The organism is Paracoccaceae bacterium Fryx2, from assembly GCA_032334235.1.
GTDB lineage: Bacteria > Pseudomonadota > Alphaproteobacteria > Rhodobacterales > Rhodobacteraceae > JAVSGI01.
Window position 1 is genome coordinate 57,501 of the sequence record JAVSGI010000004.1, and the last position, 19,509, is coordinate 77,009.

Sequence of the window (19,509 nt, forward strand, 5' to 3'; positions counted from 1 at the left end):
TTTGTATAATGGGTCAACGACTTGGTCTCACAAGCAAGCTTAAGCCGATAGGTGTAGGCGCAGCGAAAGCGAGTCTTAAATGGGCGATTGAGTTTGTGGGATCAGACCCGAAACCAGGTGATCTAGCCATGTGCAGGATGAAGGCACGGTAACACGTGCTGGAGGTCCGAACCAACACCCGTTGAAAAGGGTCTGGATGACGTGTGGCTAGGGGTGAAAGGCCAATCAAACCTGGAGATAGCTGGTTCTCCGCGAAAGCTATTTAGGTAGCGCCTCGGACGAATACCATCGGGGGTAGAGCACTGCATGGGTGATGGGGGCCCACAGCCTTACTGAGCCTAAGCAAACTCCGAATACCGATGAGTACTATCCGGGAGACACACGGCGGGTGCTAACGTCCGTCGTGAAGAGGGAAACAACCCTGACCTGCAGCTAAGGCCCCTAATTCGTGGTTAAGTGGGAAAGCATGTGGGACGGCCAAAACAACCAGGAGGTTGGCTTAGAAGCAGCCATCCTTTAAAGATAGCGTAACAGCTCACTGGTCTAGATAAGCTGTCCTGCGGCGAAGATGTAACGGGGCTCAAACCACGAGCCGAAGCTCAGGATGTGCAGCAATGCACGTGGTAGCGGAGCGTTCTGTGATATAGCTCCAGATCTGTTCTATCGATTGTCCGACGTGTGGCGATTGAGGGTGAATGCCCTCAAGTAGCGAAGCGATAGGGCGCGCGGTAGCGCAGATTGGGAGCTTTCTGTGAAGCCGGGCTGTAAGGCATCCGGTGGAGAGATCAGAAGCGAGAATGTTGACATGAGTAGCGACAAACAGGGTGAGAGACCCTGTCGCCGAAAGTCCAAGGGTTCCTGCTTAAAGCTAATCTGAGCAGGGTAAGCCGGCCCCTAAGGCGAGGCCGAAAGGCGTAGTCGATGGGAACCAGGTTAATATTCCTGGGCCGTGAGATGGTGACGGATCTCGAAGGTAGTCTGCCCTTATCGGATTGGGTGGGCTGCTCAGAGGTTCCTGGAAATAGCCTCTCTACAAGACCGTACCCTAAACCGACACAGGTGGACTGGTAGAGAATACCAAGGCGCTTGAGAGAACCACATCAAAGGAACTCGGCAAAATGCCTCCGTAAGTTCGCGAGAAGGAGGCCCCGTCTGTACGCAAGTATGGGCGGGGGGCACAAACCAGGGGGTGGCGACTGTTTACTTAAAACACAGGGCTCTGCGAAGTCGTAAGACGACGTATAGGGTCTGACGCCTGCCCGGTGCTGGAAGGTTAAAAGGAGGGGTGCAAGCTCTGAATTGAAGCCCCAGTAAACGGCGGCCGTAACTATAACGGTCCTAAGGTAGCGAAATTCCTTGTCGGGTAAGTTCCGACCTGCACGAATGGCGTAACGATCTCCCCGCTGTCTCTGATGTGGACTCAGCGAAATTGAACTGTGTGTCAAGATGCACACTTCCCGCGGTTAGACGGAAAGACCCCATGCACCTTTACTCCAGCTTTGCACTGGTATCAGGATTGTGATGTGCAGGATAGGTGGTAGGCATCGAAGCGGGGACGCCAGTTCTCGTGGAGCCTCCCTTGAGATACCACCCTTCGCCATTCTGATATCTAACCGCGGTCCGTCATCCGGATCCGGGACCCTGCATGGTGGGGAGTTTGACTGGGGCGGTCGCCTCCCAAATCGTAACGGAGGCGCGCGAAGGTAGGCTCAGACCGGTCGGAAATCGGTCGTTGAGTGCAATGGCAGAAGCCTGCCTGACTGCAAGACTGACAAGTCGAGCAGAGACGAAAGTCGGTCATAGTGATCCGGTGGTCCCAAGTGGGAGGGCCATCGCTCAACGGATAAAAGGTACGCTGGGGATAACAGGCTGATGATGCCCAAGAGTCCATATCGACGGCATCGTTTGGCACCTCGATGTCGGCTCATCTCATCCTGGGGCTGGAGCAGGTCCCAAGGGTATGGCTGTTCGCCATTTAAAGAGGTACGTGAGCTGGGTTTAGAACGTCGTGAGACAGTTCGGTCCCTATCTGCCGTGGGTGTAGGAGACTTGAGAAGAGTTGCCCCTAGTACGAGAGGACCGGGGTGAACGAACCACTGGTGGACCAGTTATCGTGCCAACGGTAGTGCTGGGTAGCTATGTTCGGACAGGATAACCGCTGAAGGCATCTAAGCGGGAAGCCCCCTTCAAAACAAGGTCTCCCTTGAGGGCCGTGGTAGACCACCACGTCGATAGGCCAGAGGTGTAAGAGCGGCAACGCTTTCAGCTGACTGGTACTAATTGCCCGATAGGCTTGATTTGATCCAGAAACAGCAAGGTTCACAACCGTGAACCCTGCCAGGATCGTCAAAAGCAGCACAAATGGACTTGGAACAAAACCGATGTTGTACACCCCGGAAAAACCGGATCAAACCCCCGCCGAAAAGCAGGGCAAGACCCGAAACCCCGGGGCGGTTGCGCAACAAACGCAACCGGTTTCTTCCTCGGATTGGTGGTCATAGCACGAGCAAAACACCCGATCCCTTCCCGAACTCGGCAGTTAAGTGCCGTCGCGCCAATGGTACTGCATCTCAAGGTGTGGGAGAGTAGGTCACCGCCAATCCTAGAAAGAAACCACAGCCTCTCAAGAAGGATCAAAGACACCAGGACCCAAACAAAAAGGGCCCAACCGTCGCGGGGTGGAGCAGCCCGGTAGCTCGTCAGGCTCATAACCTGAAGGTCGTTGGTTCAAATCCAACTCCCGCAACCAAATTACTTAAACAAAACAAATGCTTACCTTGTGGTATTCCGATACCACAGGGCGTTTTGCGTTTTACATCAACGCCACATCAACACCGGCACCGAAAAACGGCATTCGCACGCATTCGCGTGGATTCGCCGACATTGGGCTGCATTCGCGGGCATCAAGCGCTGGTGTTTTGGGCATGGCGTGCTGCGATCCACTGGCTCAGCAACTTAATTTCAGGTGCGCTGAAGCCCGTGGCGATTGCGTCTGAGACCCGTTCCATCATCGCCCAGTCGTCAGGGCCCGTCGATTTCGCAGGCCAGGACGATCTGAACTGGCCGCAGGCATAGCTGAAGCCTTTCGCCCAGTCGCGCATGGCCAGCTTGCTTGGCTTCGACATGGCGGCAGTAAACTGCGCCGGGTCGTTGGCCTGATCGACACACGCGTTCGCGCGCATCATGATGAGGTCGGCGAAGCGTTGGATCGTGCCGGGCTCAAGGTTTGCCATCGCGTTCCCGAGTATCTCAGGCAACCACCGGTTTGGCGCGATCAGCTTTGGAGCAAGGGTAATTGCCATCAGGAAGCCGTCTATCCAGTCCACTGTCACGGTTGAGCCTTTGACGAGGCGGGCCAATTCCCCCTTGCGTTCGGGCTCGGGTTCTTCTGCCTGATCCACGAACTCTTCGAGCGTGGCGTTCTGATTGACGTCCGGGTCGTCGAAAATCCAAGCTTCAATGGTCTGATCGTGGACATCAGCCATGACCGGTATCTTCTTCAGATCCCGACCTTCCAGCAGCGCCATGGCTGTGGCGGTAAAGCTTGGCGCATCCGAGTGACCGGCGGCCGCAAGAACATCGGCCGCCCGCCCTACCAGACGTGCCCAGAAGTCGCGCCGCGTTTCAAGCCACTTCCAGAGTGCCGTTTCAAGCGTACGCGGGCTGCGCTTGCCCTCTAGCACTTCATGCGCATGGTCGCTCTCCTCGAACCAGCTGCTCACGATTGCGTGGCGATTCCACCAGTCTTCGCTGGCATTGATCAGTTTGCCGCGCGCCTGTGCGGAAAGGCCGCCGATGCGTTCCGTGGCAGGCAAGGCAGCGATCAGAGCTTCTGTTGTCACGGCTTCCGGCCGCAGTTGTGAGAACCCGCACAATTCTACCATTTCGATGAGGCCCGGGACGGGCGGCAGATCGGCGGCAAGACCATCGGCCAGCGCGTGTGACAAGGTGCGTTCAAGCCAAGTGACCGGGACTTTCACCACGCCGGTCTCATCGGTGATGCGTTGAATCAGAGCTTTTTGTTCACGCGCCGAGCTGCACGGGATCGCATAGGCGTCCTTGATGCCGTAACCCTGTTTCAGCAGGAGCATTGCCGTTTTGCGGCTACCGCCGGATTGCAGCGCGATCATTATGCTCTGCGCGCCGCCGCCATCGGGCAGCGTAGCGATGACGCTGTGGATGGTCCATGGCCTGACCGGTGTGCCGTTGGCAGTTCCCGATCGCATGGCAGCCTTTAGGGCCTGATCTACCGCAGCACGTGCGTCGTCATCGGGCATCCAGCTGCGCAGCATCACCATCTTGCCGGTCACGTCGGACGATAGCCCACCCGCATAAGCCCGATCCGCGAGGGCTTTGGCGGCTGCGAGGCGGATTTCTGCTGCGGGATCAAGCAGCCAAAAACACGCCAGCCTGGTGTGGACAGGTTCGGGCCGTTCCACCGACCATGCGATGACATGCACGCGCATCTCGGCTGGCATCGCGGGAAACGTCTCGGTCAGCGCAGCGTGCAGCACGAGTGCATCACCGTCGGACTGCTCGATCAGATTGCGGAACAGGTTGTCCAAAATCTCATTTGCTTCGGCGCGGTCGTTCAGCGCTGGGGCGCTGTTCGCGGCATCGATGTCATCTGCAGTGAGTTCCAGCGCCTCTGGCGCTTTCAGCCCGTTCTGTGCCCAGGCACGCGCAATCACCAGTCGATGGAACGACCTCAGCCGGCCTTGACCGGCAGCCAGTTCGACAGCATCCCCGATGGCCGCCAGAAACGCCTCGCCCCGCTTCTTGCGGTTCTCCTGCGCCATGCGCGCCGCATCCAATACCGAACCCAGCATCTCTGTGAGCGGTTCAAGCTCCGGCGCGTCCTCGTCTGTCGCACAAAGGCGCGCGATCAGTTGCCCGCCCAGCGCGGGCCGGTGAAGCAGGGCAAAGCTTGCGCGATTAAGGACCTCGCGGCGGCCGTCGAAGTCATCGTGAAGCCGGGCGAGTTCCGCCAGTGTTGTTTCAAGCTGTCCCTGTGCCAAGCTGCCCATCCTCTGAATCGCGCTCTTCCGTTCCTGAATACCCTATTCGCCCATCCCGGCATTGTCACCGACCTGAAACACGACTGCAGCGATCACCCATTCTCCGCTCGACTACCCGTGCGCAGGCGAACAAATATTTTGATCTTCACGCAAAATATCGCTGCTGACGCGGGTTGGACCGCAAGCTATGCTTGTCCATGACCTTCGCATTTTACGATCTCGAAACCACCGGCCTTTCGCCCGCCTTCGATCAGCCCCTGCAATTCGCCGCCATTCTGACGGATGATGAATTCAGGGAGATCGAGCGGGTCAATCTACGTTGCCGGATCGCCCCGCATATCATCCCTTCGCCTTGGGCCTTGGCGGTAACTGGCGTGCGCCCAGCGCAGTTGCTGGACGCGGCTCTGCCGACGCTCTTCGAGTTTACGCAAGAGATCGGCGCGCTGATCAATCGCTGGTCGCCTGCGATATGGACTGGATTCAACAGCATCCGCTTTGACGAGGAGATGCTGCGTCAGGCCTTCTACCAAAACTTGCAGCTGGACATCTTCGCCACTCAGTTCAACGGCAATACGCGTTTTGATTTGCTGACCACCCTCTACCCCGTCTGGCATCGCCAACCCGACTTGTTTGAGTGGCCCGTCGATGAAACCGGGCGTGTGCGCTTCAAGCTTGATCTTATCGCGCCCCTGAATGGCTTTGCTGCACACAACGCGCATGACGCTCTTGGCGATGTCGAGGCGACTATCCACATCGCCCGCCAGATCGCACAGCGGGCCCCGTTGCTATGGGCGGAGTTGCTTGCCAATCGCGACAAGGCGGGGGTGCAGGCACGGCTTCAGGCGTTCCAGCCCATGGCGCTGATCGAACGCTTTGGCGGTGGGTTGCCGCGCGCCACGCTTGGCTGCTTCTGCGGCTATTCGGCCAGCAACCCGAACCAGGCGGCATTCTTTGACCTAGAGGTGGCCGATCCTGCCGATTTCCTGACCGCCGATGATGCGACGCTTTTTGCAGCGGTGGACGCCACGCCGAAGATTATCCGTTCCCTTTCGGTCAACAAGACGCCAGCGCTCCTGTCTCTCGCGACATCCACAGATTTGCAGTTGCGCCGTGCCGAGGTCATTGCCAACGCACCCGAGTTCCGCGCGCGTGTCGCACAAGCTCTGGCTGCGCGGTTTCCCGAGGATCCTGCAGCCCCGACGCCTCTGGTCGAGAAGCAGATCTTCGGTGGCTTCTACAGCCACGCCGACAAAGCTCTGCTTACAGACTTCCAGCGCGCGGACTGGCCGCAACGGCAGGAACTCGTGGCGGCGCTGAGTGATCCCCGCTTGCGCCAGCTCGGCCGTCGGCTGGTGGCGTTTCATGCGCCGCAGCTCCTATCCCCCGAAGATCGGGCCCAATTCGAGGATTGGCTAAACGAGCGCTGGTCCGCGCCAGATGCGCCGGAGACCGAGTGGATGACCGCAGACAAGGCCCGGCGCGCCCTTTATGAATTACGCGGCAGCGACGGGCTGGATCAGACGCTGATCAGCGAGATCGAAGTCTACCTGCAATGCTTTGATATAAAAGCGAGCTAGTGTTCCCCACCCGACACAAGATTCCCGATGGAAGCGGGGTATCGGACACGGGTTCAAAATCCCTGAGCGAAACTGTCAGATGACGGCTAGGAACCCTCTTTACCGCGTTTCTGCTATGCAGCTAAGGTCTGCAATCACGAGAGAGCCAAAAACCTTCAACAACGGGATGAGTTTTGAACGGGGTTTGTGGCAGCGTCAATCTGGGTGGTTTGCGCATGTTCCAAAAACGGGGGTTTTTTAACGTATTTCAAGTGTCAGAAATACCGAATTTGCAGACCTCCAACCAAATATGGCCACGAATGCTGTCATTCAGAAGTGGGCATTAGTGTCGGCGGTTTTTAGGAATTTTGGTTTTTTGTTCAGCCCAATTCATGTAGGTAAAGATGGTATCAGGATGCAATGGAGGGGGGCAATGTTAAATACGCAAGATTACAAGGCACAAATCTTAGACGAGATGGCTTGCAGATTTGAGGCCAATCATAACTCTTTGGCAGATGCATACGCACTGATCTGGGCAATAGATGTCTACGCATCGCTCGTGTGGTTCGAGACTGGAAAGAAAGGAAAAGAATGTAAATTCAAGGACGCCATCCAAGCACAATGTGAAGAATTTGGAATCATTCGGAGTGCGTCGAACGCGATCAAGCATATTGAAAGAGGAGATAAAGATGTAGTGGTTTATTCGATGGGAGATATTCGAGCTGGGTCAGGGCCTAGTTTTCACTCTTGGTTCGCAAATGGCGGCAACTCAGAACCCAGCGTGGCAATCACCATGAACTGGGAACACGATCCTGATACGAACGAGTTTAGGGATGGCGCTGGCAAAATCATGGTAGCGCCAGAAAGCCACTGGAAAACGCAGTATCTAAGGCGTCTTTACCGTCCCGCTATTGAAGCAATTGAAGCCAAATTGAAAGAGCTTCAAAAAGTCTGTCCGACATAGCGCTGAGTTTAGGCGTTGCAAAGCCTGCATTCTGCGCATCACTGCCCTTAACGCACATCGCAGCATCGTGCACTTGGCTCACTGCTGCCGTTCTCTGCGCTTGCGAAGGCCTCCCAAAAACGACCGTTTTTGAACTGCTTCCTCAAAACGGACTTTGGTGTACTTGCAGCGAACTCACACTTTGTCCGCATACCGGCCCTTTGGACCTTCATCCGAGCAACTGAGGGCACATCAAAGGCAGACCGGGAACCTTGTGTCAGGTGTCGAACAATAGCGTTCATCGAACGTTCTCTCATCTGAATAATTTTATTGCGAGGGACTACTTTTTAGGTCTATATTCGCTGAAAGTGATCGGAAGGGAAGTGCGTGCCGCAAAAAAAGGTCAAACAGCTGAACTGGGGCGCGGAGCGGCGCAACGCGTTCATCGAGTTTCGGGTGTTCTGGCATGGACGGATCAACCGCTCAGACCTGATGGAGACATTTGGCATTTCGCTTCAGCAGGCCTCGCTCGACTTGAGCGGTTATTCCGAGCAGTGGAAGCGCAACCTCGTCTATGACAAGAGCCAGCGCGCCTATGTCCGGCGCAAGAATTTCACGCCGCATTTCATCACGCCCAGCGCCGAAGATTATTTCGCCCAGTTGCGTGCTGTCGATCAGGGTCTGGTCTCACGTGAACAGAGCTGGATCAGCGTGTTTCCCGGCTATGGTGCGACGCCAACGCCTGCACGCGGTGTTGCGCCAGAGACCCTGCGCGACGTGCTGGCCGCAATCCATGAACCCGCAGCCCTTCAAGTGACCTATCAGTCGATGTCACGACCAGAGCCCAGCGCGCGCTGGATCGAGCCGCATGCGCTGGCCTTCGATGGCTTCCGCTGGCATGCGCGCTCGTTCTGCCAGAACGACCAGGTGTTTAAGGATTTCCTGCTATCGCGGATTGTCGAGATTGGTAAGCGGGGGCCGGTCACCGCCGATCAGCAAAGCGACACAGCGTGGCACAGCGAAGCGGTGCTCGAAATTGGGCCGCATCCAGACCTCTCGCCAACGCAGCGTCGCGCTATCGAGATGGACTACGGCATGCAAGATGGCCGGGCTCAGATTCCCGTGCGCCGTGCACTCCTGTTTTATGCATTAAAACGCCTCGGACTCGACACGGATCCGGCTGCGCGGCGACCTCAGGATCAGCAGATTGTGCTTTTGAACCCCGAAGTGCAGGCGCGTGAAACCACGGTGACTTCTGTATGACGCGCGCCGATCCGTCACACTACAAGATGTCCTTCTCGACAGGCGGTCTCTTCCTGAACGAAACGCTGGCGGTCGCGCGGCTGCACGTGGCAGGTGAGCCTTGGGCTGTAACAATCAGCCGTGCGCTTGCCGAGGGGGCAACCTCGCTGCCCAAGGCGGCCTCTCAGCGCCGCACTCTGCGCGAAATCGTGAATCGCCTTTCGACGCTCACTGACATGGAGCGCGACTACCTTCTCGCCGAGGCGGATCGCGGCGATCAACTCGCCTTGCTTTGGTTGGCCACCTGCCGTGCTTATCGTTTCGTCCGTGAATTCGCGACCGATGTTCTGCGCGAGCGATATCTGTCGTTTCAGCTTGATCTGCCTTTGGAAAGCTTCGACATCCTTTTTGCAGCCAAAGCGGAGTGGGATGATGGCCTGGCGAGCATCAGCCCCTTAACCCGCGCAAAACTTCGGCAAGTTTTGTTTCGGATGATGCGCGAGGCACATGTCATATCGAACGACAGCAGGATCCAGTCTGCCATCGTCTCTTCTCGGCTCAGGGCCATGCTCGAGCAGGACTGCCCTGCTGACCTTGTGCTGTTTCCGGGGCTTGCCCGTGATGGAGGTGCTTCGTGAACAAACCTACCAGCCCAAAAGAGCGTGCAGAACATCTCTTCAAAGTTGTCACCAGCCAGCGGTTTCTGACCAAGCAGGGCCTTGGCAATGAGGTGCCGTTTTTTATCTGCCCCTACCCCGCAGAAGAGGGGCTATCGATGAATGAGGATCGGCTGGATCTGGTGACGCGGATTACACATTCAGGGATCGCCGTGCTGGACCTCAGTCTGTACGATCTTTCTCTCGCCATCTTAGAGGAGCGGGGCATTCTGGATCAGATCCTCGAGATTGAACGCGATACAGACAAGCGTGAGGTTCGGGAACTGCTGCAGTCGGTGCTGGACCCCAAGGCCAATTTGATCCCGAGGATCGCGGAAGCCATTGAGGCAACACCACACGACGTCATCTTTTTGTCGGGCGTTGGCGAGGTCTATCCCTACATCCGGTCGCACAACGTGCTGAACAATCTGCAAAGCACAGCCAAGGACAAGCCGACCGTTCTGTTTTTCCCGGGCAGCTACACTCATGCGCTTGCAACAGGGGCCTCGCTCGATCTCTTTGGGCGCCTGCATGACGACAAGTATTACCGGGCTTTCAACATCCTGAACTACGAGGTTTGATCCTATGACGATTTCGATGCGTGACATTTTTGAAAAGCCCGTCGACCGCGCCATTGACGGCGTCATCAAGGCTGATGATGAGGCGAGCCTTCGGGTTGAACTCGACGAGTATGTCATCACCGGCGAAATCGGGCAGCGGCTCGAACAGTTCCTCGAGGCCTACAATAATTACAAGACTGCTAACGGCGTCTGGATATCTGGGTTCTTTGGCTCGGGTAAATCGCACCTCCTGAAGATGCTTGCCCTGCTTTTGGAGAACAGGGAAGTCGAGGGGGTGAAGGCATTCGACATCTTCGCCGAAAAGCTGAAGGATGAGCCGATGCTGGCCGGCGCGTTGCGCAAGGCCGTTTCGATCCCGTCAAAATCTATCCTGTTCAACATTGACCAGAAGGCTGATGTCATCTCGAAAACTGACGTCGATGCTCTTCTGGCGGTGTTCCAGAAGGTGTTTGACGAGATGTGCGGTTATTATGGCAAGCAGCCCCATATCGCACAGTTTGAGCGCCAGCTGGATGAGCGAAACCAGTTCGAAGCCTTCAAGTCAGCGTTTCAGGAGATCTCTGGCAAGCCTTGGCAGACGCGCGGCCGGGAAGAGGCTCTGCTTGAAGGGCGCAGTATCGCCGCCGCTTTTGCGCAGGCGACAGGTACGGATGCCGCTGATGCCAAGGATATTCTTGCGCAGTACCGCAAGGACACGCGGGTTTCGATCGAGGATTTCGCCAACACGGTAAAAGCCTGGATCGACCGCCAGGTCCCGAACTTCCGCCTGAACTTTTTCGTGGATGAGATTGGGCAGTACATCGCCGAGAACGTCAAGCTTATGACCAATCTGCAGACCATTGCCGAAAGCCTGAACACGAAGTGCAAGGGCCAAGCCTGGGTGATTGTGACGTCGCAGCAGGACATGGAAGCAGTCATCGGGGACGGCAAGGCATTTCAGTCGCAGGATTTCTCCAAGATCATGGCGCGGTTCGGCGTCAAAATGCCCTTGAACTCGGCCGATGTGGCAGAGGTGATCCAGCGCCGACTTCTGTTCAAGAGCGATGCAGCCCAGATCATGCTGGGCAATCTGCATGACAAGGAAGAGAGCAATCTCAAGACATTGTTTGACTTTTCGGATGGCTCGATCCGCTTGAAGAACTACCGGGATCGCAAGCATTTCATCGCGAGCTACCCGTTCCCACCCTATCAATACACGCTGTTCCAGATGGCGATCACATCGCTCTCGCAGCACAATGCATTCGAGGGCAAGCACAGCTCGGTCGGGGAACGCTCAATGCTGGGCGTGTTCCAAGAGGTAGCCAAGGCCCTTGCAGACCGCCCGGTTGGGGGGCTTGCGACCTTCGATCTGATGTTCGAGGGGATCCGCACAGCGCTGAAATCTGCGGTGCAGCAGTCGATCCAGATCGCTGAAAAGAACCTTGATGATCCGTTCGCGGTTCGGGTTCTCAAAGCCCTGTTCCTTGTAAAATACGTCAAGGAATTCAAACCGTCGGTTCGCAACATCAGCATTTTGCTGCTGTCGGAATTCGAAGCCGATCAAGTGGGCCAGCGCCGCAAGATCGAGGAAGCTTTGGGGGTTCTCGAGCGTAACACCTATATCCAGCGCAACGGCGAGGTCTATGAATTCCTGACCAATGAGGAGAAGGACGTCGAGGCCGAGATCAAGGCACTTGATGTCGATCCGACAGAGATCAGCAAGGAGCTGGAAACCATCGCTTTTGACACGATCCTTCGACACCGCAAGATCAAGCATCTGGCCACGGGCTACGAATACGCTTTCAGCCGCAAGCTCGACGATCACCTACTGGGCCGGGAATACGAGCTCTCGATCAACATCATAAGCCCCTTCAATGACGATGCCGCAGCACCCGATGCTGTTCGCATGCGCAACATGGGGCGCGAGGAACTGGCCATCGTGCTGCAGCCAGATGTCCGGTTTATTCGCGATCTGACGCTGTTCCGCCAAACCGACAAGTTCATCCGGCAATCACGCAGTGGCTCGCCACAGCCTGGCCGTGACCGGATCATTCTTGAAAAGGGCGAGCAGAATGGCCGCCGCGCGAAAGACCTTGAATTGCGGCTTCGCAAGCTGATGGCCTCTGCGCGCCTCTTCGTGCGCGGTGACGAACTCGACATCGGAGGTGACGAGCCTCAGGATCGCGTCGTGAAGGCGTTCCAGGCGCTCGTTGACAAGGTTTACGTCAACCTGACGATGTTGCGCGGCGTGAGCTATGTCGAGGCAGACATTGCCAAGGCCGCCAGCCCGACAGGTGGCCTTTTCGGAGGCGCCGGGACTGGTCTGACCGAGGCGGAACAGGATGTTCTAAACCACGTTCAGGGTCAGGCCCGCAACGGGGTAAAGGTATCGGCCAAATACTTGACCGAGCGATTTGGTGCGAAGCCCTATGGCTGGCCCACAGTGGCGACGCTTTGCCTTGCGGCCAGCCTGTCCGGAAAGGGCAAGTGCGAAGCCCGCTCGGACGGCACCTCTTTGGAAGGCGCCGATCTGGCGCGGGCCTTAAACAACAGCCACATGCTGGGCAATGTCCTTCTGACCCCGCAGCTGGAATTCACCTCGTCGCAAATCAAGGCCGCGAAGGACATGTACAAAGAGCTGTTCGGCCTGCCTGCTGACGGGTCGGATGCACGGGTTCTGGGGGCCGAATGGGCGGACAGCATTCGCAAGCTCGCCGATGAACTGAACCAGCGTGTCATCGAAAAGTTCAAGTATCCGTTCCTCGTGGCGCTTGAGCCCTTTCGCGATCAGATCGTCGCCATGATCGGCAAGCCTGCGACCTGGTACATCACCGAACCGGTCAAACAGGAAAATGCGCTGCTCGATGCCAAGGAGGGCATCCTCGACAAGATCCGCAGCTTCATGGGCGGGGCGCAGCTTGAAATCTATGACGATGTCCGCGACTTCTTGCAGACACAGGATGCCAATATCGGCTATGTCGATGCCGCCGCCGGGGAAAAGCTGCGCGCGGCGCTGCGCGATCCCGACTGCTACAAGGGCACCGCGATCCAGTCCCTGAAATCTGACCTATACGCCCTGAAGGACAAGGTCGAACTTGACGTCCTCAAGGAACGCAAGGCGGTGATCACCGCCGTGGATGAGTGCGCCAGTAAGGTGGCCCAAACGGCAGAGTTCCTCGCTCTGACGCCTGATCAGCAGGACACGATCCGCCACCGCTTGGACAACCACCGCGCTGGTCTTGAATCCGTCACCATGATCCCGATCTTGCGGGACCGGGCGAATGGCGCGCGCTCCAGTCTGATGCAGCAGGTGCTGGCGGACATCTCGCGGATGGTACAGGCCACCACGTCACCGTCGCCACCTCCGGGCTCTGACGACCGGCAAGCCCCGGCCCCCAAGCCCCCGAGCTATGTCAACGCGTCCGACATCAAGGTTGCGTACCCGCGAACCTATCTGGCCGAAGAAGCCGATGTCGACGAATACGTGAATGAACTGCGAAAGACCCTGATGGCACAGATCCAGCAGGGCAAGAAGGTGATCGTCTGATGGATACCAACGCTCTCAAGAAGTTTGCGCAATCGGCGCGCAACCTGTCAATCGATCAGGTCACTGCAAAACTGGCCCTTGTCCTTGATCCATCTTCGCCCGTGCGGCGCGAACACGCAGCTGCGATCAAAAAACTGGATGCCGCCATCGCGCAGAATGGCAAGCAGCAGGTCATCGAACAGGTCGCCTATACCTGGTTCAACCGCTTCACCGCCCTGCGCTTCATGGATGCCAACGGCTATACCAACCCGCGCGTCGTCTCGCCCGCCGATGGGGCCACGCGCCCTGAGATTCTGTCCGAGGCGCTGGCGGGCAACCTGCCCGATGGCGCGCCGGATGCCATTGCCGCCCTGCTGTCCGGGCGCACGCCCTCGAACGATCCGCAGGCCGAGGCGTACCGGCTGCTGCTGGTCCATGCCTGCAACCAGTGGCACGGCCCCATGCCGTTTCTGTTTGAGCAGATCGACGACTTCACCGAACTGCTGATGCCCGAGGATCTGCTGTCGCAAACCTCCATCCTGGCCGAGTTGCGCAAGGTGATGACCGAGGGCGCTTGCCGCGATGTCGAGATCATCGGCTGGCTTTATCAGTTCTATATCTCCGAGAAAAAGGATCAGGTCTTCGCGGGCCTGAAAAAGAACATCAAGATCACTGCCGAGAATATCCCCGCCGCGACGCAGCTGTTCACGCCGCATTGGATCGTGCGCTATCTGGTGGAAAACTCGCTGGGGCGGCTGTGGCTGCTGAACCGGCCCGCCAGCACGCTTGCCTCCAGGATGGATTATTACATCGCCCCGGTTGAGGCCGAGACAGACTTTCTGCGCATTGCCCGCCCCGAAGAAATCCGCATCTGCGATCCGGCCTGCGGGTCGGGGCATATGCTGACCTATGCCTTTGATCTGCTCTACGCGATCTATGAGGAAGAAGGGTATGAGGCCGACACGATCCCGGCGCTGATCCTGACCCACAACCTGACAGGGGTAGAGATTGACGACCGCGCGGGTGCGCTGGCGGCGTTTGCGCTGGTGATGAAGGCGGCGGCGAAACTGGGGCGGCGGCGGTTCCTGCGGATGGGGGTGACGCCCGACATCTGCGTGTTGCAGAATGTGAGCTTTACGCCCGCCGAGATGCAGGACGTGGCCGCCGTGGTGGGGCGCGATCTGTTCACGGGGGAATTGCGTGAGACGCTGGGGCAGTTCGAGCAGGCCAAGAACTTCGGTTCGCTGATCGTGCCGAAGCTGCGCGATCCGGCAGAGGCGCTGCGGGTGATCGCGGCGCGCGACTTTGCGGGCGATCTGCTGTTGCGCGACGTGCAGGCGCGTGTTGTGGCCGTGCTGAGCATGGCAGAGGCGTTGTCGTCGAAGTATCATGTGGTCGTGGCTAATCCGCCTTATATGGGCGGAAAAGGTATGAACGGGAAACTTCAGGAGTTCGCAAAGAGAGCTTATCCTGAAAGCCGGTTTGATTTGTTCTCTGCTTTTATTGAGCGTGGGTACATTATCGGCTCCAAACATTCTTACGTGGCGATGGTTACAATGGAGAGCTGGATGTTCCTCTCTTCATTCGAGACGATGCGGTTTAAAATGCTATCAGAAAGTACCATGAACACGATGCTTCACATGCCATACCTCGGCAAAGGCGGGACAAGCATGGGTATTAGTTTTGGCACGGTTGCTTTTGTTTCGCGAAAGTTTGTAGAGCCTGAATTCAAAGGTAGTTTCTTCTGTCTGCGCTATTTTGAATCTGACAAAAATGGAGTGCCTATTGAGTTTCCGCCAATAAACGAAAGAACTTCGAGCGCATGTGCGAAGGATCTGAGCGTCATCCCTGGGAACCCATTCGCCTATTGGGTAAATGACGCAACAACCAGCGCTTTCCAAAGAAAGCTTATTAGAGACTACGGCGACACCAGACGAGGCTTGCAGACAGGCGACAAGGAACGCTTCGTAAGACTTTGGCACGAGGCTTCCGCGGACCGGATCAATTTTAATGCCAACTCGCGCGGAGAATATCTTGCATCGAAAAAGAAATGGGGCCGCCTGAATAGTGGCGGCCCATTCCGGAAGTGGTACGGGAACTTTGACTCAATCATCAACTGGAAGAATAATGGGAGCGAGATCAAGAGTTTCCCCAGATCTATCGTTGCAAGTGAACACCTCTATTTTCAGGAGGCAATATGTTGGGGCAAGGTCACGAGCATCTCGGATACATTTCGAATGCATCCAAGTGGAATAGTTCCGGGTGATCTTTCATCGTTCTACTTCGGCGCCCCTATAGGTGTTTCGCTTTCTTACTTGAATACCAAGGTTTCCCAGTATTTTAAGGCTTTTATCAACCCTACGTTGGCAAACAACGTGGGAGACTTGGCGCGAGTACCTGCTTGGGAGCCTGTTGAGGCAAGGCAGCCAGAGTTCGAAAAAAAGGCCAGCATCTTGATCGAAAATCATCGGTCCGACTGGGACGCCTACGAAACCTCATGGGATTTCACCATGCTCCCGCTGCTCCACCCCGACCACCGCGCCGAGACGCTGGAGGCCAGTTACACCACCCTGCGCACCCATTGGCAGGGCATGACGGATGAGATGCAGCGGCTGGAGGAAGAGAACAACCGCATCTTCATCGACGCCTACGGTTTGCAAGACGAGCTGACCCCCGAGGTGCCGCTGAACGAAATCACCCTCACCTGCAACCCCGCCTATCGCTATGGCGGCAACGCCAGCGACGCCGACCGCGAGACCCGCCTGCGCGCCGATACCGTGGCCGAGTACCTGTCCTATGCCGTGGGCTGCATGTTCGGCCGCTACAGCCTCGACGCCCCCGGCCTGATCCTCGCCAATCAGGGCGAGACGCTGGCCGACTACCTCGCCCGCGTTCCCAACCCCAGCTTCATGCCCGACAAGGACAACGTGATCCCCGTGCTCGACGCCGACTGGTTCGCCGATGACATCACCGACCGCTTCCGCCAGTTCTTGCGCATAAGTTTTGGCGAAGACACCTTCCGCGAAAACCTGCGCTTTATCGAAGACGCGCTGGGCCGCGATATCCGCAAGTATTTCACCAAGGATTTCTATGCCGACCATGTGAAGCGCTATAAAAAGCGCCCGATCTACTGGCAATTCGCCAGCCCCAAGGGCAGCTTTCAGGCGCTGATCTACATGCACCGTTACCGCCCCGACACGGTGTCGGTGCTGCTGAACGAATACCTGCGCGCCTATCTGTCCAAGCTGGAGGCCGAACGCGCGCGGCTGGACCAGTTGGCCGACGACGCCAGCGCCAGCCAGGCCCAGCGCACCAAGGCGCTGAAGGACGCAAGCGCCATCGCCAAGCAATTAGACGAGCTGAACGAATGGGAGCGCGAGGTGGTCTTTCCGCTGGCGCAACAAAAGATGGAGATCGATCTGGATGCCGGGGTCAAGGCGAACTACCCCCTGTTTGGTGCCGCATTGAAGAAGATCCCCGGGCTGGAGGCCACGGATGAGTGAGCGCATCCACGCCAGCCTTGCGCGGATGTTCGACGAGCACCGGCTGGTGTTCTGGTACGACACCGCCCGCGACATGCGCGAGGCGTTCGACAGCTTTGCGTTGGACGGGGTCGAGAAGGTCGAGATTAAAAGCAACGAGTTCGGCCTTAAATTCCGGATGCTGCGGCAGGAACCGAAGCAGCGGTTCCTGATCTACAAAGACGGCCCCGAGCCGCCGATGGCCGATAACTGGCTGCTCGACCTTCAGCTTGCGACGGTGGTGTTCAAGGCCGACCAGGCGGCGATCTGGATGGCCGAACTCGGCCTGCCCACGCAGTTCGAAAGCGTGGTGCGCGAACACACCGAGTTTTACCGTGCCAAGGTCCGGGTCGATGCGCTGAAACGGTTGATGCAGGCGTCGGACACCCAGACGCAGATGCGCCTGCGGATGCTGGCCGTCTGCGCCGGAGCTGAGGGTGGCCTTGATACGGTGATCGAGGCGCTGCTGGGGGAATTGGCAGCGGGCAAGGACGACGCGCTGCGCCTGATCGAGCGATCCGGGCTGACCGAGATATTCTGGACGCAGGTCGGGCAGGCCTATGGTTATCGCTCCCACGAGCCGGATTTCGAGGATTTCGCGATTTCCCTGTTCCAGTCAGCCTATACGCGCGCACTGGCCGAGGATGGACCGCTGAACGCCGAGGCGCTGCTGGTCTTTCGCCGCTGGAAGAACAACCGGCATTGGGCGGGGGCGTTCGAGGAGCTGTCCGCCCGGTATCAGGACCTGCTGAAAATCCCCGCCGACCTGCTGAAACGCGATTTCCGCGGCGTGGTCGCGACCGACCACTTTGAGGAGATCGACCGCCACATCATCCGTCAGATCGTGCAGGCCATGTCGACCCAGACCGTGAGCGCGCCCGAGGTTCTGACATGGGTGCGCGAGCGGCGTCAGAGCCACTGGTATCCGAAGTACGAGGACATCTATCAGGCCATCAGCTTTGCGACCGAATTCCAGCAGGCGATGGCCGAGGCGAACCTTGGAATGACCAGCCCGGCCGAGGGGGTGCGGCGCTATGTGACGAGCTGGTACAAGCTGGACCAGCTGTACCGCAAGTTCATCTACCACATGCAGAAAAGCGGTCAGGCCTCGCTGCTGGCCGATCTGCATGACTCGGTTGAGAACCGCTACACCAACAGCTTCGTTCTGACGGTGAACGATGCCTGGCAGGACCAGATCGCGGGCCTGAGCGAGTGGAAGATCCCCGGCTTTGCCTCGCAGGCCGATTTTTATCGGGATCAGGCCGCTGAGTATCGGCGCAAAGATCAGAAAGTTGCGGTCATCATATCGGACGCGCTGCGTTTTGAGGTGGCCGAGGAATGCCTGCGCCGCATCCGCGCGCTGGATCGGTTCGATGCAGAACTGAAGCCGATGATCAGTTCGCTGCCCAGCTATACCCAGCTCGGCATGGCCGCGCTATTGCCACATAACGGACTGGCGATGGCAGAGGACGGTAGTGGCGATATCTTGGCGGGTGGTGAGAACACCAAGGGCACCGCCGCGCGAGAAAGGCTGCTTGCGGCTGGTCGGAAGGGCGACAGTGCCAAGGCCCTGAAATTCAAAGATGTCATGAATATGCGCACGGAAGAGGGAAAGGCGCTCTTCCGCGATCATCATATTGTCTACATCTACCACAATCGCATCGACGCGATCGGCGATGATCTGAAAACCGAGGAGCAGTTGCCCGAGGCGGCAGAGGACGCAATCGAGGATCTGACCAAGCTTGTGCGCAAGCTGACCTCGGCCAATTTCTCCAACATCCTGATAACAGCGGACCACGGGTTCCTGTATCAGCACCGCGTGCTCGATGAGAGCGATTTCGCGATTGCCGATCCGCAGGGGGCTGAGATCCTGTTTCGGAATCGCCGTTTTGTGATCGGTCGCGGGCTCAGCGCGACCCAAGGCATGAAGCATTTCACGGCCACAGGCCTTGGCCTGTCCGGCGATCTGGAGGTTCTGATCCCGAACTCGATCAACCGAATGCGGGTGAAAGGCGCTGGCAGCCGCTTTGTTCATGGCGGGGCTGCGCTCCAGGAAGTTGTCATACCCGTCATCCGGGTCGGCAAGCAGCGCGAGGCCGACGTGGGCCATGTCGAGGTGCAGATCTTCGTGACGGGTCGCAGCCTGATCTCTTCGGGCCAGACGGCTGTGGCACTCTATCAGGTTCAGCCAGTTTCCGAGAAGATGCGGTCTCGGGAATTGCTGGTGGGCATTTATGCGACCGACGGCACGCTGATTTCGGATGAGTACACGCTGCTCTTCGATTTCAGGTCGGAGAATGCCCGCGAGCGCGAGATGCCGCGCAAGTTCCTGCTGTCGCGGGATGCCGACCGTTTCAACAATCAGGATGTCATTCTGAAGCTGCGCGAACGCGTGGGAAAGACCAGCCATTATCAGGACTATGCCAGCCACCGTTTTCAGCTTCGGCGCGGCATCACCACTGACTTTGATTTCTAAGGAGCCTGCGG

9 protein-coding genes, 1 tRNA gene and 2 rRNA genes (1 of these 12 cut by a window edge) are annotated in these 19,509 nt (G+C 57.7%); 11 read left to right on the top strand and 1 reads right to left on the bottom strand.

Features of this window, described 5'->3' with window-relative positions:
- The 3 genes from RNZ50_08945 to RNZ50_08955 form a co-directional block, all read left to right on the top strand.
- Positions 1 to 2,301 (top strand): 23S ribosomal RNA (locus tag RNZ50_08945) (it extends 629 nt beyond the left edge of the window).
- A gap of 186 nt (positions 2,302 to 2,487) precedes the next feature.
- Positions 2,488 to 2,602, top strand: a 5S ribosomal RNA gene (gene rrf, locus RNZ50_08950).
- A 70-nt stretch (positions 2,603 to 2,672) separates the two neighbouring features.
- Positions 2,673 to 2,749 (top strand) — tRNA-Met (locus tag RNZ50_08955).
- Between the two features lie 154 nt (positions 2,750 to 2,903).
- Here RNZ50_08955 and RNZ50_08960 read toward each other — a convergent pair.
- A complete protein-coding gene (locus RNZ50_08960; GenBank protein ID MDT8855138.1) occupies positions 2,904 to 5,018 on the bottom strand; it encodes a UPF0149 family protein in 2,115 nt (704 codons plus the stop codon).
- 197 nt (positions 5,019 to 5,215) lie between these two features.
- Here RNZ50_08960 and RNZ50_08965 point away from each other — a divergent pair, with 197 nt between their 5' ends.
- The 8 genes from RNZ50_08965 (at position 5,216) to pglZ (ending at position 19,498) form a co-directional block, all read left to right on the top strand.
- Entirely contained in the window at positions 5,216 to 6,595 is a 1,380-nt protein-coding gene (locus RNZ50_08965) for an exonuclease domain-containing protein (protein ID MDT8855139.1), read from the top strand.
- A 412-nt stretch (positions 6,596 to 7,007) separates the two neighbouring features.
- On the top strand, positions 7,008 to 7,538 hold the full coding sequence (locus RNZ50_08970; GenBank protein MDT8855140.1) for a hypothetical protein: 531 nt from the start codon (positions 7,008 to 7,010) through the stop codon (positions 7,536 to 7,538).
- A gap of 366 nt (positions 7,539 to 7,904) precedes the next feature.
- The gene (locus RNZ50_08975; protein MDT8855141.1) at positions 7,905 to 8,780 is read left to right on the top strand and encodes a WYL domain-containing protein; all 876 of its coding nucleotides are present in this window, start codon (positions 7,905 to 7,907) and stop codon (positions 8,778 to 8,780) included.
- Positions 8,777 to 9,397 carry a DUF1819 family protein gene (locus RNZ50_08980; protein MDT8855142.1) on the top strand — a complete coding sequence of 207 codons (621 nt, stop codon included), beginning with the start codon at positions 8,777 to 8,779 and terminating at the stop codon, positions 9,395 to 9,397. Before RNZ50_08975 ends, RNZ50_08980 begins: the two co-directional genes overlap by 4 nt.
- The gene (locus RNZ50_08985) at positions 9,394 to 9,996 is read left to right on the top strand and encodes a DUF1788 domain-containing protein (protein ID MDT8855143.1); all 603 of its coding nucleotides are present in this window, start codon (positions 9,394 to 9,396) and stop codon (positions 9,994 to 9,996) included. Before RNZ50_08980 ends, RNZ50_08985 begins: the two co-directional genes overlap by 4 nt.
- 4 nt (positions 9,997 to 10,000) lie before the next feature.
- Complete coding sequence (gene brxC / locus RNZ50_08990) at positions 10,001 to 13,522, top strand: BREX system P-loop protein BrxC (protein MDT8855144.1); 3,522 nt, start codon at positions 10,001 to 10,003, stop codon at positions 13,520 to 13,522.
- The gene (gene pglX, locus RNZ50_08995) at positions 13,522 to 17,004 is read left to right on the top strand and encodes a BREX-1 system adenine-specific DNA-methyltransferase PglX (GenBank protein ID MDT8855145.1); all 3,483 of its coding nucleotides are present in this window, start codon (positions 13,522 to 13,524) and stop codon (positions 17,002 to 17,004) included. Before brxC ends, pglX begins: the two co-directional genes overlap by 1 nt.
- On the top strand, positions 16,997 to 19,498 hold the full coding sequence (gene pglZ, locus RNZ50_09000; GenBank protein ID MDT8855146.1) for a BREX-1 system phosphatase PglZ type A: 2,502 nt from the start codon (positions 16,997 to 16,999) through the stop codon (positions 19,496 to 19,498). The genes pglX and pglZ overlap by 8 nt, the downstream gene beginning before the upstream one ends.
- The last annotated feature ends 11 nt before the right edge of the window (positions 19,499 to 19,509 follow it).

What these genes read in the sequence shown, in the direction of transcription:
- brxC (MDT8855144.1), top strand. Translation starts at nt 10,001, where the DNA reads ATGACGATTTCGATGCGTGACATTTTTGAAAAGCCCGTCGACCGCGCC.
- pglX (MDT8855145.1), top strand. Translation starts at nt 13,522, where the DNA reads ATGGATACCAACGCTCTCAAGAAGTTTGCGCAATCGGCGCGCAACCTG.
- RNZ50_08970 (MDT8855140.1), top strand. Translation starts at nt 7,008, where the DNA reads ATGTTAAATACGCAAGATTACAAGGCACAAATCTTAGACGAGATGGCT.
- pglZ (MDT8855146.1), top strand. Translation starts at nt 16,997, where the DNA reads ATGAGTGAGCGCATCCACGCCAGCCTTGCGCGGATGTTCGACGAGCAC.
- RNZ50_08965 (MDT8855139.1), top strand. Translation starts at nt 5,216, where the DNA reads ATGACCTTCGCATTTTACGATCTCGAAACCACCGGCCTTTCGCCCGCC.
- RNZ50_08980 (MDT8855142.1), top strand. Translation starts at nt 8,777, where the DNA reads ATGACGCGCGCCGATCCGTCACACTACAAGATGTCCTTCTCGACAGGC.